A 15,713-nucleotide genomic window follows, 5' to 3' on the forward strand; every position below is an offset into this window, starting at 1 on the left:
TGTCATGCTTTTTCCGTCACTTTGGTCAACCAGTCCTAATTTCGATAAAATCCTTTTATGTTCCCAACCGCTTGAAACTGTATAGATCCTGGTCGTATCCACGTTGGCATGTCCAAGAATATCTGCCAGACGGAGAAGGTCTTTCTCTATCCCATAAAAAGTGAAGGCAAACAGATGCCTCAGGTTATGCGGATATACCTTTTTGGAATCCACCTTTGCATCTTCACACAGCGCTTTCATCATCGACCAGATATTGCTCCGATCCAGCGGACGGCCGCTTTTTGTAACAAATACCGGCCCGCTTCCAATTCCGGCTTCCCTGCAGTATTGTTTTAAGACGGTAATCAGTTCCGGCGGCAGGAACACGATCCGGGATTTCCCTTTGTTGTAAATCCTCAAGCACCCTTCCTTCAGCGCTTCCACGGTGATGAACCGGTGCTCACTCACACGGATTCCGGTGCTGCAGATCGCCTGCATCAGACAGCTGATCCTCTTATTTTTCTTATCCTGCGCCGCGTTTACCAGGCGGAAGTATTCTTCTCTGGATAACTCCTTTTCCTGCTGGCAGAACAGATTTCTCTGGACCCGGACCTGCTTTACCCGGCAGTCCCCCATCCCTGCAAACGTCAGGAAGTGATTCACTGCAGCCAGAATCGAATTCACGCTGCTTGTCTTATAGCGCTCCGTCAGATCCTGTTTAAATTGGATCATCTTATCTTTACTGACCTCCAGGTCTTCGGCCAGATAAACGAACAGTTTTTTCAAATCCCTGATATATTTCTCAATCGTCGCCCTGCTTCTCTCCTGTTCGTAAAGATACCGCTCAAAAACCGGGATCATTTCCATGTTTAGTTTCATTCTGTCCACTCCTTGTTTTCGTATTTTTATGGGTATTCATTTTAAAATATACTACTTCCATGAAAAAAACAAGGTTAATTATAAACTGACTTTAAAACACAACAGAATTTGCAAGGGCATAGTCGGCTTTTTCAGTCTTCTTTTTTCCGCTTTATCCTTACCAACCTTTTCACTTATGCATCTGACAATTACCTAATTTAATACATTCTATTTCAGTGCCCTATATATTTGCTCTTCCTATCTCTCAGATTCCAAAATCAATGAACTGCTCCTTTTTACTTAATAAATCCAATCTTGTTTCACAACGCAATACATACAAACAAAAAGCGTAATTAAAACAAAAGCATCAGACAAGAGGCCTCTCTAACCGTCCTCTCACCTGATGCCTTATCTCACAACACATTTACCTATAAGTTCCCACTACTTTTCACTCATCTTCTCAATCGCTTCCCACAAACCGTTCAGATAAGTGGCTCCAAGCGCTCTGTCATAGAGTCCATAACCTGCGCGTCCCGTCTCTCCCCAGATCATGCGTCCGTGATCCGGTCTGATATACCCGTCAAATCCATTATCATATAATGCTTTTAAGATCGCAAACATATCCAAAGAACCGCAGGATGAAAGATGTGCTCTCTCTTCAAACCCATTGTCCAAAACAGCCACATTTCTGGCGTGTACGAAATGGATTCTTCCCATAGCCGCGTATTTACCGGCCATCTTCACAACATCATTTTTATTGGAACAGCCCAGCGACCCGGTGCATAATGTAATGCCATTATGGGTATCATCCACCAGCTTTAAAAAGCGGTCCAGATTTTCTTCACACGTTATAATTCTCGGAAGGCCGAAGATGCTCCAGCAGGGATCGTCCTCATGGATGGCCATGTTGACGCTGCATTCCGCCGCTACCGGAATCACACGCTCTAAAAAGTATTTCAGATTATTCCAGAGATCGTCCTCAGACATGGAATTATATTCAGAAACCACAGATTTTAAACCGTCCCGCGTATAGCTGGAATCCCAGCCGGGCAGAGTCAGGTCGCTGTCGCTTTCTAACGGATTTACCTGGTCCACCTGCTCCTGATAATATACCAGGCTGGTGGAGCCGTCTTCCAGCACGTGATCCAATTGGGTTCTGGTCCAGTCAAATACAGGCATGAAGTTATAGCAGATGCACTTTACGCCTGCTGCGGCAACTCTGCGGATGTTTTCGCAGTAATTTTCAATATACTTGTCTCTGCTCGGTTTGCCCAATTTAATATCCTCATGGACAGGAATGCTTTCAATCACCTCGAATTTCAAGCCTGCTTTTTCCACAGATACTTTCAAATTCGCAATAGTTTCCTCACTCCATACTTCTCCCACCGGAACATCATACACTGCGGTAACAATCGCTTTCATTCCCGGAATCTGCCGGATCTGTTCCAGTGTAACCTTATCATCTTCTCCATACCAACGAAATGATAACTTCATCTTAACCTCCTGATGTGCCACATATCTGCATTTTTATTCTTTGCAAATACATAAATGCATATTTACTGTTTCAATTCTCAATAATCCGCATTTTCCCTATAAGCTTCATACATTGCAATCACATTATCAATCGGTACTCCCGGCTGAATATTATGAACCTGTGTGAATACAAAACCTCCGCCCGGTTTAAATACTTTCATATTTTCTTTTACCGAACGCCTCACTTCCTCAGGCGTAGCGTTGTTTAAAATACTTTGGGTGTCCACTCCGCCGCCCCAAAAGGTTATCTTATCGCCGAATTCTCTCTTCAATTCCTCCGGCTGCATACCTGCTGCCGATATCTGAACAGGGTTAATGGCATCCACACCGATCTCGATCAAATCCCCGATAATCGGCCGTATGGCGCCGCAGCTGTGGAGCAGGATCTTCTTATGATATTTTTCTTTCACATGCTGATAGAGCCTGGCCTGGTAAGGTTTTACCATCTTTCTGTAGGTCTCCGGCGACATTAAAAGGCTCTGCTGGGTTCCCATATCATCCGCGTATTTTACGATGTCAATCTGATCCGCAAAGCGGTCCATCACGTAATCCACCAATTTGATCTGATACGCCAAAAGCTTTTCGTGCAGCGCATCGCAGAGTTCTTCATTGGCCAATAAATCCATATAAAAGTTTTCCACTCCGCGAAGCCAGGACGGAAGTCCAAACATGGTCTCCCTGAAGCCTTCCAGAATACAGAATTTATCCTTATTGGCTTCCAGCCTTTCGGCAAGCCCTTCCAGCATATATTCATTGGGTTCATCCCATTGGAGCACGTCTAAATCCTCCGGCTCCTCAGCATCTGCCAGCGGATGACTGCACATATTATAATAGTATCCGTCCGGGTTTAATTTCTGGCCGACACCCCACATATCCGTAAATGTGCCGTCTCCATTGTCAATCCACGGCCTCGTCTCATTGATATAAATACAGCATGTATCCGCTCCGAAATAATCCACCACGCTCTGATCCGGAACCACAACTCCCTGATTGATCGCTTTGATGAAAGATCCGTGATCCTCCAGCCCCAGTTTTGCCTTCAGCTCCTTTTCAACCAGTTCATGCATCATGCTGTTGTTAATTCCCCCAATATCAAGAGGCACACGGTCCGCTTCTTCATGATTCAGTGCAGCAAATACCCTCTCTTTCGATGTCATATCTCCCACCCCTCATTTTACCACTCTTTAGAATCCACATACTCCAGAATCTCTTCCACCTCATCGGCCGTCTCCGCAATCATATTGATTGCAATTCCGTGGTGAGGCAGATTATCGTAAATTGCGTCAATATCGTCTTTCACAATGGGCCCCATCCCGAGAACAAGCCGTTTACCACTGTCTAAAACCATTTTACACTGAGGCAGCATCTCTCTTACCGAAAGTCCCACCACATCCCGGTTGATCTGAACCGCCTTCAAATCTGCGATCTGAAGCATCTGTTCCAAATGCATGAAACTGGCAGAATGAAGATGAACCAGAGAGTATGGATAACCCTCTATCACACACTTTGAAGTGTCAAATAAATATTCTCCATAATGATCCGGTGACATTAACGCCGCCAAATCCTCCTGATACCACATCACCCGGTCCGGCGTCCAGATATGGTAAAAACCGATTCCGTATCCGCCATGGCATGCTTTTGTGACCGCATACTGATCGGCAATCAGTTCTCTCTGCGCATCCGTTACCGCATGGAATAATTCCTGCATCAGTTCCGGTTCATCAATCAAGCCGCAGGCCATCTCCACCTGTCCTGCAAGCGCTCCTATGGTATCGGTAACGCCGCGCAATATGGGCTGGCCTACTGCAAATCTTCCTTGAGAAAGATCCGTCAGCTTTTTGGAAAATTCCAGATATTTTTGATACCAGGGGTTATTTTTATCCAGTTTAAGGCCTTTTAAATCTTCCAGATCCGAATAGACCGGCTTCGTTACCACGCTTACATTTTCCCCATAGGCCTTGGCGCCCATAATGCATTCCATCCACGGAAGCCCTGTACACGGCTCCGCCACAAAAAAGGCATCGTGATTCACTTTTTCCAATTCCTGATACATTCTCTCATAATCCGGAAGGAAATCGTCTACGATGATCTCCTCCGGACGGATCTCAGTCCTTCTCTCCAACAGCGGAATTAATGCTTCAAACGCCCGGCTGAAGAACACGCCGCCAAGACGGGCTATCATAAGCGGCCTCTCCTGATGATTTCCTTGCCAGAAATCAAGATTTCTTTTTATTTTTTCATCTATCGATAAAGGCATCTGTGTTCGCTCCCCGCTTTAATCAGTCAAATGTCAACGTGATCTTACAAACCTGCTCCGGATGCTCCATAATCAGTTTCATCGCTTCTTCCACATCCTGAGCCGGGAAACTGTGGGTGCGCATCTTATCCGGTGTCAGAGCTCCGCTCTCAAATCCCTCGATTACCTCAGGGAATCTGTAATTGCTCAGTCTGGAACCAACAACGGTCAGCTCTTTTTTCGTAATTTCAACCTGAGCGATCTCGGAAGGTTTATTGATCAGTCCCAGCGTTACCACCCGTCCTGCCGCACAGGCCAGATCCAAAGCTTCCGGAACTGATGTAACCGAGCAGACGCTGTCCACGATTACAGGCATTCCCTCTCCATCGGTGAAATCCATAACCGCTTTTTTAAGGTCCTCTTTTGATACATTAACAACAATATCAGCGCCCATCTCTTTGGCTCTTTCCAATCTGGAATCCACAAGATCGGTCATCATAACCTGGGCTTTTCTGGATTTTGCGACCTGCATGATCGTAAGGCCGATCGGTCCGCTTCCCATAACCAGCACTTTGTCGCCTTCATGTATATCCGCTCTGTGATTTACCTGCATTCCAATGCTGTATGGTTCAACAAGACAGATCAGGTCTTTATCGATCTTATCCGTATCGATCTTATAGACATCCTCTGCCGGTGCCACTAGATATTCTTTGCAACCGCCGTCCTGGTGAACGCCGGTTACTTCCAATGTGGTGCAGACATTGTGTCTGCCGATTTTACATGCATAGCAGTGTCCGCAGGAACGCACCGGGTCAACCGATACATAATCACCCACCTTCACATTGGTAACTGCCGAACCGACTTCAACAATTTCTCCGCCGTATTCATGGCCAATAATTCTCGGATATGTAGCTAATGAATTGGTTCCTTTATAAATGCCGATGTCAGATCCGCAGATACCGACACATTTTATTTTGATCAGCACTTCATTTTCTGCTTTAATTTCCGGTTTTTCAACTTCCACAACGCGAACCTTGAAAGGTTCTTCTACCATAATCGCTTTCATATATCCCTCTCATTCCGCCGTTTTCACGGCTTTTAAATTATTTTATTGATAAGATTATTCGCCGCCCAGATATGCCTTCTTAACCTCTTCATTAGCCATAAGATTTTTACATGTATCGGTCAGAATCATCTCTCCGGTCTGCATAACATATCCCCGGTCAGCTGTCGAAAGCGCGATCTTGGAATTCTGTTCCACAAACAGAATCGTGGTGCCTTCTTTATTGATCTCTTTAATGGCTTCAAAGATCTCTTTAACAATAATCGGAGCAAGTCCCAGGGACGGCTCATCCAGCAAGATCATCTTAGGCCTTGCGATCAGCGCTCTTCCGATGGCCAGCATCTGCTGTTCACCGCCGGACAATGTTCCTGCCAGCTGGGTACGCCTTTCCTCAAGCCTTGGGAATCTTTTAAATATTCCTAAAAGATCTGTCTTTACCGCAGCCGTATCCTTTCTGAGATACGCGCCCATCATCAGGTTTTCCTCTACGGACAGCTTAGAAAATACATGTCTGCCTTCCAGAACGTGAGAAAGGCCCATAGCAGTGATTTTGTTGCCCTTTTTTCCCTGTATCTGTTTTCCGTTAAACCAGATCTCGCCTCTGATTCCCTGAGGTTTTGTAAGGCCTGATATGGTTTGAAGCGTTGTGGTTTTGCCGGCTCCGTTTGCGCCGATCAGGGTTACCATCTCACCCTCATTTACATAAAGACTGATTCCTTTTACAGAATGAATATTTCCATAATAATAGTGAAAATCCTTTATTTCCAATAATGGCGCCATACTATTCACCTCCCAGATAGGCTCTGATTACTTCAGGATTGTTCTGAATCGCTTCCGGTTCCCCTTCAGCCAGCAGTTTTCCATATTCAAGCACATACAGATAATCGCAGACATTCATAACCAGCTTCATATCGTGTTCGATCATCAGAATGGTAACGCCCTTTTTCAGGATTCTCTGAAGCAGTTCATCAAATTCCTTCTTTTCCTTCGTGTTCATTCCGGCTGCCGGTTCATCTAATAGGATCATTTTCGGTGAGCTGGCCAGTCCGCGGACAATTTCAAGAAGTCTCTGTCCTCCGTAGGAAAGGCTGCCGGCCGGATCATTGGCGAATTTCTCCAGGCCCACAAATTTAAGCCACTCATATGCCTTTTCCTTGGCTTCGGCCTCTTCCGCTCTCTCCGCCGGGCTCTTAATCAGATCGGAGAAAAAGCCTGATTTTAATCTGGGATGCATTCCCACCATAACATTTTCCAAAACGCTCATGTTCCAGAACAGGTTGATTACCTGATAGGTACGTGAAATTCCGGTCTGGTTGATCTGATACGGCTTTTTCCCTTCGATGTGCTCCCCGTCAAAGATTACAGAACCTTTGTTCGGCACATAAACACCGCTGATGCAGTTGAAAAATGTTGTCTTTCCGGCTCCATTTGGGCCGATGAGGCCAGTGATTTTATTCTTTTGAACGTGAAGGCTCACGTTATTAACAGCTATTAATCCTCCGAATTGAATGGTTACACCTTCTGTTCTAAGCATTTGCATTCCCTCCGATTCTCCTGAGTTTTGCAGCAAGTTTCTTTCCTTCACCGAAAATACCGCCAGGCATAACAACGATAACAAGAAGCATTAAAATACCGTAGATAAACATCTGATAATCCTGAAGCGAACGCAGTGATTCGTTAACCAAAAGCACGGATGCCGCTCCCAGAATCGGTCCCCACAAAGAGCCGGTTCCGCCGAATAAAAGCATGGTGAGGAACATAACAGACTGTTTGTATAAAAATGTATCAGGATTGATATATCCAACCAGATGAGCATACATCGCGCCTGCAAATGCCGTATAAAAAGCGCTGACCGCAAATGCCTGCACCTTATATAACCGTACATTGATTCCCATACCATTGGCAGCATGTGAATTTTCACGGATTGCCGTAAACGCACGGCCTGTTTTGGATTTCACAAGGAATGTCTTTGCAACCAAAAACAGCACAACGCAGACAAGGCCGAAATAATAAAACTGAGTATTCGTTGCTATCTTAAATCCAAACAGATTAACCGGATCTGTATACATTCCCACATAGTTTCCTGTTATATTATTCGGAGAGTGGGATACCACGATATAAACGATTTCACCGACCGCCTGGGTTGCCAGCGACAAGAAATGGAAAACCAGCTGGGAACACGGGTATGCGATCAGCGCGCCAATTGCCGCACTGATAAATGCCGCAATGATCATCGTTAAAATGACGGGAATTCCAAAGTATTTATGCATAACAACAGAACCGTACGCTCCGATCGCATAAAAAGCGGCATGCCCCAGAGAAATCTGGCCGCAGTAACCAAAAACAATATCGAGCCCCGAAACACCTATAATGTATATTTCAATAAAGCAGAACACGAGTATAAAGTAGTTCGATCCCTGCATGAGCAGCGGCAGAGCCAATATAAAAACCGCCAACAGGACTTTCCATAGATTATTTTTACTTATATCCTTCAAGGTTTTACCTCCTATTCTAAGACCTTCTCTTCTTTTCTTTAATCTTTGATTGCCTTTTCATTAAAAATACCTGTTGGCTTTAAGAAAAGGAATACAAGTAATAAACCATATGCAATCAGGTTTTTATATGTAGAAGAAACCAGACTGGCTGCAAAAGTTTCTACGAGTCCCAGAATCAGACCGCCTACCATAGCTCCATACATGTTGCCGTATCCGCCGATTACCGCACTGGAAAATCCTTTACGTCCGATTACTGCACCAAGAGTCGTATAAACGCCGTAGATCGGTCCGATCAGAATTCCGGCCACTGCTGCAAGACCTGCCGACAGCCCCCAGGAAAGTCCGGTGCTCAAAGAAACATCGATTCCACAGGATTCCGCTGCCATCGCGTCCATAGAAGCAGCTCTCATTGAAGTTCCAAGCTTTGTTTTAGTCATATAAAGATGAAGGATAAACATACAGATAAGCGCAACTACGAAACACATAATGGCTTCCGGCTGTACGCTGATGCTCCCCAGCTTAATTGTTTTCACTTTAAAAATGGATGGGAAATTAAGAGCAATTGATCCCCATGCCAGCATCGCTCCATTTTGAACGATATAAGAAATAGCAATTGTTGCAAGAACGATATAAATTGCCATAACGTTCTTATCCAATAATTTTCTGATTACACCTTTTTCCAACGCAAAACCTAAAATAACTGCACACAAAACGGTAAGTAATAATGAAACCACAAACGGAAGCCCCATATACGAATAGAATGTCAGCCCCAAAAACGCCCCCAGCGTCATAATATCGCCCTGCACAAAGCTCAGCAAGCCGGATGACTTATAGATCAAACTGTATCCAAGGGCGATCAGCCCATAGATGCTTCCGATCACAAGTCCCGATATCAACAGCATTCCATACATAAACCTATCTCCTTTCAAAATGCCTTTTAATCTCTTTTTATCCAATACAGGCCGGGCTTTTGAATACCCGGCCTGTTGTTAACTGCATCTGTTTACAGCTTATTTTGCATTGCCTGTTGCTTCTTTGTAAGCGTCATATCCGCCGTTGGCAATCCAGTCTTTCCAAAGAATGTTCTTTCCGTCTACCAGGATAAAGCTGTTAAATGTGTTGTATCCTTCTCTGTTTCCCTTTGTATAATCGAGGATTCCGCCAAGTCCCTGGAGTCCTGAAATCTTGTTTGTAGCATCTTTTAAAGAATCGGAATCGTTCTTGCCTGCGATTTTACTTGCTTCCCACATAACCATAACGGTATCCCATCCACGGTAAGAGGAGTCTGTCTTAGCGATCTCTCCGTATTTATCGATGTATTTCTGCAGGAATTCTTTTACTTCAGGAATGTCGCATTCATCGATGGTTGCATATGTAACATAAGGATTTGCAAATGCGATGTAGCTTGAATTTTCTTCGCCTGCAATAGCAACCTGTGAAGCCATGAATGATTCTTTATCAAAAATAATTCCTGAATATCCGTACTGTCTTAACTGTTTTACGATGACAGGTCCTGTCTCTCCGATTACAGAGATGTAAATACAATCCGGATTTGTTGAAATTAAGTTAGCAACCTGAGCTGAGAAATCGGTATCGCCCTGATCGTAGCTTTCGCTCTTTAACACTTCAATTCCTCTTGCCTTACATTCATCCATGAAGGAATTTCCGGTTGCAAGAGACGCATCATCCTGTCCATAGAACACGCCTACGCTCTTCATATCCAGGTCAACCAGCATATCAACGGTGATCGGCACTGCGAATCCGTTGTTCATAGCTGCTCTGAATACATAAGGCCAGTCCTCAACCATCCAGGACGGAGAGGTTCCTAAACCGATTGTGTAAATCCCCTGTTTGTTCAAACTGCCGGCTGCCGCAAATACTTCACTGGAGTTAACAGATCCGATAACTGCATCCGCCTTTTCAACTTCCACAAGCTTGGAAACGATCTTAACTGCCTCTTCTGCTGATCCCTGTGTATCATAAGGAACAAATTCAACCTTGGCTCCGTTAAATCCGCCGTTCTCATTCACGTAGTCAACTGCCATCTGAATTGCATTACGGGCTTCTATACCGTAAGCTGCATTTCCACCTGATAACTGAAGATAAGCTCCCAGTTTAAAAGTTTCACCGCTGGCAGAGTCGCCTCCCGCCGCTTCACTTCCCGCTGCTTCTGTTCCTGCCGCTGTAGTATCCCCCGATGCTGCGGCAGTTGTAGCAGCTGCTGTACCTGCCGTAGTAGATCCTGTTGAAGAAGCTCCTCCTCCACAAGCTGCTAATGAAGATGCCATTACAGTTGCCATTACCAGTGACATGATTTGTTTTTTCATAAAATACGTTCTCCCTTTCCTTAGTTATACGTTGTTTTATCAGAATAGGCTTTGTTTGAGGCTTTCTGATATATCACTGATCACACAATATCATCTTTTGTACAATATGTCAATATATCATTTTATATTTTTGTATTTTTAATTATTTTGCACACCATTTTTATTTTATTGCGCATTTTCAACATGTTTTTAACATATAATTTATTTTATATATGCATTTTATATAATATTTTATCATTTTTTTGCCTCGCATCGCAGGTTTTTTCTTTTTTAAATTTTCCCCCCGCTTCTTCCTATCGTTATTATTTAAGATTTTGCACAAATTTCTTTGTTATTTTTTTATTTATATTGACATTATAACCACATTATAGATATAATCTGTAATATATTACATTATCATTATCTGAGAATGGTTAATATTTTATCAAGCGTTCTCAGACTAATTTTTTCGTGTATTTCGGCATTTGATATATTACATACACGAGTCAGAAAGGAGCAGCAATTCATGAAATCTTTTGAAGTATTTACAGGGATGCGCAATATCCAGATCAATTTGGAGGACAAGAACTATCTTTTCTTCGCAGAACACGAGGAATATGTTCCTCCCCTTTCCCAGGATGACCTTATCGAACAGGCTTTGGATAACCCGATAGGAGACGCTTCCCTGGATTCAATTCCGGAAGGGGCCAAAGTCCTTATCGTTATTGACGACGCTACCAGACCGACTCCTACAAAGCTAATCCTCTCCCATTTGATGAAACGCCTGGAGGCACGCACCACCGATCTGGCGTTTATCACTGCGCCCGGAACTCACAGGCCTTTAACAGATGCGGAACTGGAGATGAAACTGGGAACGGAATATCTGAACAAATATCCGGTATTCAACATAAATTACAGAACTGCAGAGGATTACGAATACATAGGAGACAGCGATATGGGTACCCCGCTGCATATCCATAAAGCAGTCCTGGCAGCAGACTATAAAATTGCGGTCGGCAACATTGCCCCACACAATGTTGTCGGCTGGGGCGGCGGAGCTAAGATCCTGATGCCCGGAGTGAGTGGCGAGCTAACCACTTCAACCACCCACCTGATCGGATCTCATTTTCCACTGCAGAACATTTTTGGAAATATTGATTGCGAAATGAGAAAAGAAGTGGATTCTATCGGTAAACGGATCGGACTGGATTTTATCCTTAATACTGTATTAGATGCGGAAGGCGGCATCTTAAAACTGTTCTGCGGACATTTTCTGGACGCTCACCGTGCAGGCGTGGAATTCGCCAAACAGACTCTCTGTCCTGCAATTCCGGACCTGGCGGACATTGTAATCGTCTCCGCTTATCCGTGCAATATGGACTACTGGCAGGGCTTTAAGCCTTTTGGTTTCTCCATGTGCGGAGTAAAAGAAGGAGGAACAATCATCTATATCCTGGACCCGAGAGAAGGCTTCTGCAACAACTCTCCTGTCCACAAGGAAATGCTGGTTAAATACTTAAAATCAGATGCGGATACGGTATATAAAGATGTGGAAGATGGCAAGGTAACGGATAAAGTGGGCGTTACAAATCCACTGTGCCATTTCCAAGTGCTCAACTATGTTAAAAATGTAATTTGCCTGACCAATGGATTAACCGAAGAAGAATGCGACCTTCTGTCCTTCGCCAAAGCGGAGACCATCGAAGATGCGCTGAAGATGGCATTCGAAGCCCAAGGCCCTGACGCAAAAGTGGGGATCATACCTTTAGGCGGCGAAACGCTTGTGCGGGTGGAAAAATAAAGAGGGCTTTAAATCTTTATTTAACTGAGTAAGATACGCCGGAAAGAAGGGGAAGCCCAGGCGGGCGGTGGAAGTAATCGGCGAAATAGGATTCGGGATTCGCCCCTAAGATGTACTAAGACCCGCAAGGACAAAAAGAGACAGGATCGCGCCCATTCGCAGTGAACTCTTGATGACTTCACTGCTCAAGGGGCGCTTAGAAACTGATTCGGAATTCAGTTTCTACCTGTCTCTTTTTATCCTTGCTGATCTAAGAACATCTAAGGGGTTCCATACGATCCTATTTCGCCGATTACTTCCACCGCCCGCCTGGGCTTCCCCTTCTTTCCGGCTGCTGCTTGGCTAGCTAAGGATAAAAAAGATTTGGTGAAGTAGTGAGTAAGTTTTTACATCAACCGTGAAGGCTTTTCTGAAAATTCCCTCACGGCTATGTACACGGCCTATGTAAATGTGTTTCTATATAAATACAGAAGCACAAATATTGTTTTTAACTAGGTTAGCGAAAACCAGCACGGAATCGGGAGGCGGAACCGGGAAACGAAGGCCGGAGAAGCCATCCGGGCTGGAGGAAGGAAGATGCAGCCACATGGGATCGTATGGAACCCCTTTAGAACTACTTAGACCCGAAAGGGCAGAACGAGGCAGGTAGAACCTGATTTCCGTCTCAGGTTCTAAAGCGCCGCTGAGCAGTGAAGTCATAAAGAGTTCACTGCGAATGGCGCTGGCCTGCCTCGTTCTGTCCTTTCGGGTCTTAGTAGTTCTTAGGGGCGAATCCCGAATCCCATGTGGCTGCATCTTCCTTCCTCCGGCCCGGATGGCTTCTCCAGCCTTCGTTTCCCGATTCCGCCTCTCGATTCCGTGCGTCCCCTCCGCCAGCCAACTCAGTTAAATCAATTTTTACTTCACATATTTCTTCAAAGTCTCACGGACAGCGCCTGTTCCTGCTGTTAACTCCGCAAAATACTTCTCAACCAGTTCGCCGAGTCCTGCCTCGTATAAATTAACTCCAAATATCTTTTCATTGGACAAAATCGGCTGTAACTGCTCGTGATAATCACCGTTTGCACCCAATTCGATTCCGCTCAGGTATGGGCAAACCGTATCCAGAAGAGGATCGGAACTGAGTTCCATCTTGTTGCCCTCATCATCTACTGCCAGAAGGTATCTGCACCAGCCGGCCAATACAAGCGGGATCAGTTTTAAGTCCTTTACATCCAGCCCTTCACGGCTGCGGTAAGCTTTAATGGTTTCGCCAAAACGGATTGCCAGCTTCTGAGAGGTATCCGTTGCGATTCTCTGCGGCGTATCAGGCATGAACGGGTTTGGAATGCGCACCTGAAGGACTTCGTCAATAAATGCCTTAGGGCTGATGATGCCGGGATCTACCACAACAGGCAGCCCCTCTTCGTATCCGATTACTTCAACCAAACGCTTCAGCTGTTCGTCTTTCATCTCGTCGGCAATTAACGTGTAGCCCAGCAGGCATCCGTAAACAGCCAAGGAAGTGTGCAGCGGGTTCAAGCAGGTACACACCTTCATTTTCTCCACTTTATCCACGGTTTCCCTGTCGGTAAAGATCACGCCGCCCTCGTCCAGATTCGGTCTGCCGTTGGGGAATGCATCTTCGATCACGAGATACTGAGGTTCTTCCGCATTAACAAAGGTTGCAACGTAAGTATTTTTAGATGTCACCTTTGTATCCACATCTTCAAATCCGCAGTCCAAAAGCATCTTCTTCACTTTTTCATCCGGGCGCGGGGTGATCTTATCGATCATGCTCCATGGGAATGATACTTTGGACGGATCATTTACATACTGGTCAAATCCGCTTTCACAGACTCCGTTTTTGCACCAGTTCTCTGAAAATGCACGGATGGCATTGTATAATTTATCTCCGTTATGGGAGCAGTTGTCCATGCTGACCATGGCAACAGGGAGCTTTCCGGCCTGGAAACGCTTATAGAGAAGCGATGCCACCTTACCCATATAGCTGGACGTCTTTTCCGGTCCGTTTTCAAAATCATCTTTTACATTCTGGTAATACTCCCCTTTTCCGTCAAACAGATTGTAGCCCTTTTCCGTGATCGTAAAGCTGACCATCTGAAGGCTTGGGTTTACGAATACAGCCGTCAGTCTGTCCCACTCTTCTTTTGATTCCGGATTTAAAGCCAGGGCTTCCGTTATGCTTCCAACCAATGTTTTCTCGATGCTTCCGTCCGCCTTTAATGTGACGAGGACTCCCAAGTTGTCATGTGTGCGGTACATCAGATCGATGATTTCATAATCAAAGCCTTCGGCCGCTATGATGCCCGTATCCGCTTTTCCGGCATTCAGGATATTCTGCTGCACGTTGGCTGTAAACGCACGGAAGATATTGCCTGCTCCCATATGCACCCACTTTGGATTTTCATAAGTTTTTTTCGCCACTTCATCCATATCAAACTTTGGCAGGTCAAATCCGGCTTCTTCCCAAACACTTGCATTTTTAAGTGATTCTCTGTTTAATTTCATATTGTCTCCTTTTCTATTTTGAAGGTACGTTGCAGTTTACATTAAAATAATAAGGGTATTCCTTTAAAAGCGTGGGCAGAAAATCCGCAAAACGGATAATATGATTATAGATAAAACTGTCCAAATCATATTTTCCCGTCACTCCCAGAAGCAGCATATTAAAAATTTCCAGATGTTCTTCATAACTCACGGTTTCCAGATTAAATCTGCCCAAAACACGGACAAGATAGCGGATACGGTCCAAATGTGATATCACTCGCAGAACGGAAGCATAGGTCTCAGGTTTATTGGCCACCATAAAAATCTTTTTATGAAATTCATCATCATAATGAAAGAATGTGCGTATCTTCTCTTCGTCATCCTGTGTTTCTTTTTGTATTTCCAAATTGGCATAGAACCAGTCGATATCCTCCGGAGATAAATGATTGGACGCCAGGCGGATAACCGATGGTTCTACCGCACACCTGATAAAAAAGCCTTCATTTACACACGACATATTGATCAGCGTCACCTTTGATTCTTTTCTGGGAATGATCTCTATTAAACGTTCTTCCTTTAATTGATAAACCGCCTCATGAACCGGAGTTCTGCTTATACTCAATTCCTCGGCAATCTTTACTTCATTAACGATTTCCCCAGGTTTCATCTCCAGCTGCATGATATTTTCACGCATAACTCTGTAAGCATACTCTCTGTGGCTCTCGTTCTCATTGCGATCTAAAATAATCATATTTTCTTGTATAACCATCTAATCCGACTAATTATACCTCTCCTCTCTCAAATATATTAGTGATTCTCAATTATATCTGGCTATTTCACTCAAACAAAGCGCTATTTAATATATATTTTACCACATTTTGTACATAAATCACAAGATAATCGCACAAAAAAGTATTTTTTTCTATTTTTGATATATTACTCATTTTGTGGC

General features: G+C 44.4%; 13 protein-coding genes. 1 reads left to right on the plus strand and 12 read right to left on the minus strand.

Translation table 11 applies throughout. The annotated features are described in order from the left end of the window. From C0033_RS23965 to C0033_RS24010, 10 genes are all read right to left on the minus strand, one after another. A partial coding sequence (locus C0033_RS23965; RefSeq protein WP_180994878.1) for a tyrosine-type recombinase/integrase occupies positions 1-858 on the minus strand: 858 nt, incomplete at its 3' end. A gap of 420 nt (positions 859-1,278) precedes the next feature. Next, a complete protein-coding gene (locus C0033_RS23970; protein WP_103230373.1) occupies positions 1,279-2,331 on the minus strand; it encodes a mannonate dehydratase in 1,053 nt (350 codons plus the stop codon). Between the two features lie 77 nt (positions 2,332-2,408). Next, positions 2,409-3,527 (minus strand): uroporphyrinogen decarboxylase family protein, encoded by a 1,119-nt coding sequence (locus tag C0033_RS23975; protein WP_103230374.1) that lies wholly within the window; start codon positions 3,525-3,527, stop codon positions 2,409-2,411. A gap of 17 nt (positions 3,528-3,544) precedes the next feature. Further along, positions 3,545-4,552 carry a hypothetical protein gene (locus tag C0033_RS23980; RefSeq protein ID WP_146043810.1) on the minus strand — a complete coding sequence of 336 codons (1,008 nt, stop codon included), beginning with the start codon at positions 4,550-4,552 and terminating at the stop codon, positions 3,545-3,547. Between the two features lie 97 nt (positions 4,553-4,649). Further along, a complete protein-coding gene (locus C0033_RS23985; RefSeq protein ID WP_103230376.1) occupies positions 4,650-5,672 on the minus strand; it encodes a zinc-binding alcohol dehydrogenase family protein in 1,023 nt (340 codons plus the stop codon). 54 nt (positions 5,673-5,726) lie between these two features. Then, positions 5,727-6,449, minus strand: a complete 723-nt coding sequence (locus tag C0033_RS23990) for an ABC transporter ATP-binding protein (RefSeq protein ID WP_103230377.1) — start codon at positions 6,447-6,449, stop codon at positions 5,727-5,729. Between the two features lies 1 nt (position 6,450). After that, the gene (locus C0033_RS23995) at positions 6,451-7,203 is read right to left on the minus strand and encodes an ABC transporter ATP-binding protein (RefSeq protein ID WP_347501218.1); all 753 of its coding nucleotides are present in this window, start codon (positions 7,201-7,203) and stop codon (positions 6,451-6,453) included. After that, positions 7,196-8,164: a branched-chain amino acid ABC transporter permease gene (locus C0033_RS24000; protein ID WP_103230379.1), complete on the minus strand. Its 969-nt coding sequence runs from the start codon at positions 8,162-8,164 to the stop codon at positions 7,196-7,198. The genes C0033_RS23995 and C0033_RS24000 overlap by 8 nt, the downstream gene beginning before the upstream one ends. 38 nt (positions 8,165-8,202) lie before the next feature. Further along, entirely contained in the window at positions 8,203-9,075 is an 873-nt protein-coding gene (locus C0033_RS24005) for a branched-chain amino acid ABC transporter permease (protein WP_103230380.1), read from the minus strand. A 99-nt stretch (positions 9,076-9,174) separates the two neighbouring features. Continuing rightward, a complete protein-coding gene (locus C0033_RS24010; RefSeq protein WP_103230381.1) occupies positions 9,175-10,491 on the minus strand; it encodes an ABC transporter substrate-binding protein in 1,317 nt (438 codons plus the stop codon). A 505-nt stretch (positions 10,492-10,996) separates the two neighbouring features. On the opposite strand from C0033_RS24010, the gene larA reads away from it, so the two are divergent. Continuing rightward, on the plus strand, positions 10,997-12,271 hold the full coding sequence (larA, locus tag C0033_RS24015) for a nickel-dependent lactate racemase (protein WP_180994879.1): 1,275 nt from the start codon (positions 10,997-10,999) through the stop codon (positions 12,269-12,271). Positions 12,272-13,168: 897 nt separating this feature from the next. Here larA and C0033_RS24025 read toward each other — a convergent pair. Both C0033_RS24025 and C0033_RS24030 read right to left on the minus strand, forming a co-directional pair. Further along, complete coding sequence (locus C0033_RS24025) at positions 13,169-14,782, minus strand: mannitol dehydrogenase family protein (RefSeq protein WP_103230384.1); 1,614 nt, start codon at positions 14,780-14,782, stop codon at positions 13,169-13,171. Positions 14,783-14,795: 13 nt separating this feature from the next. Then, a complete protein-coding gene (locus tag C0033_RS24030) occupies positions 14,796-15,530 on the minus strand; it encodes a GntR family transcriptional regulator (RefSeq protein ID WP_103230385.1) in 735 nt (244 codons plus the stop codon). Positions 15,531-15,713: the final 183 nt, after the last annotated feature.

The sequence above is a fragment of the Clostridium sp. chh4-2 genome, assembly GCF_002899675.1.
Taxonomy (GTDB): domain Bacteria; phylum Bacillota; class Clostridia; order Lachnospirales; family Lachnospiraceae; genus CHH4-2.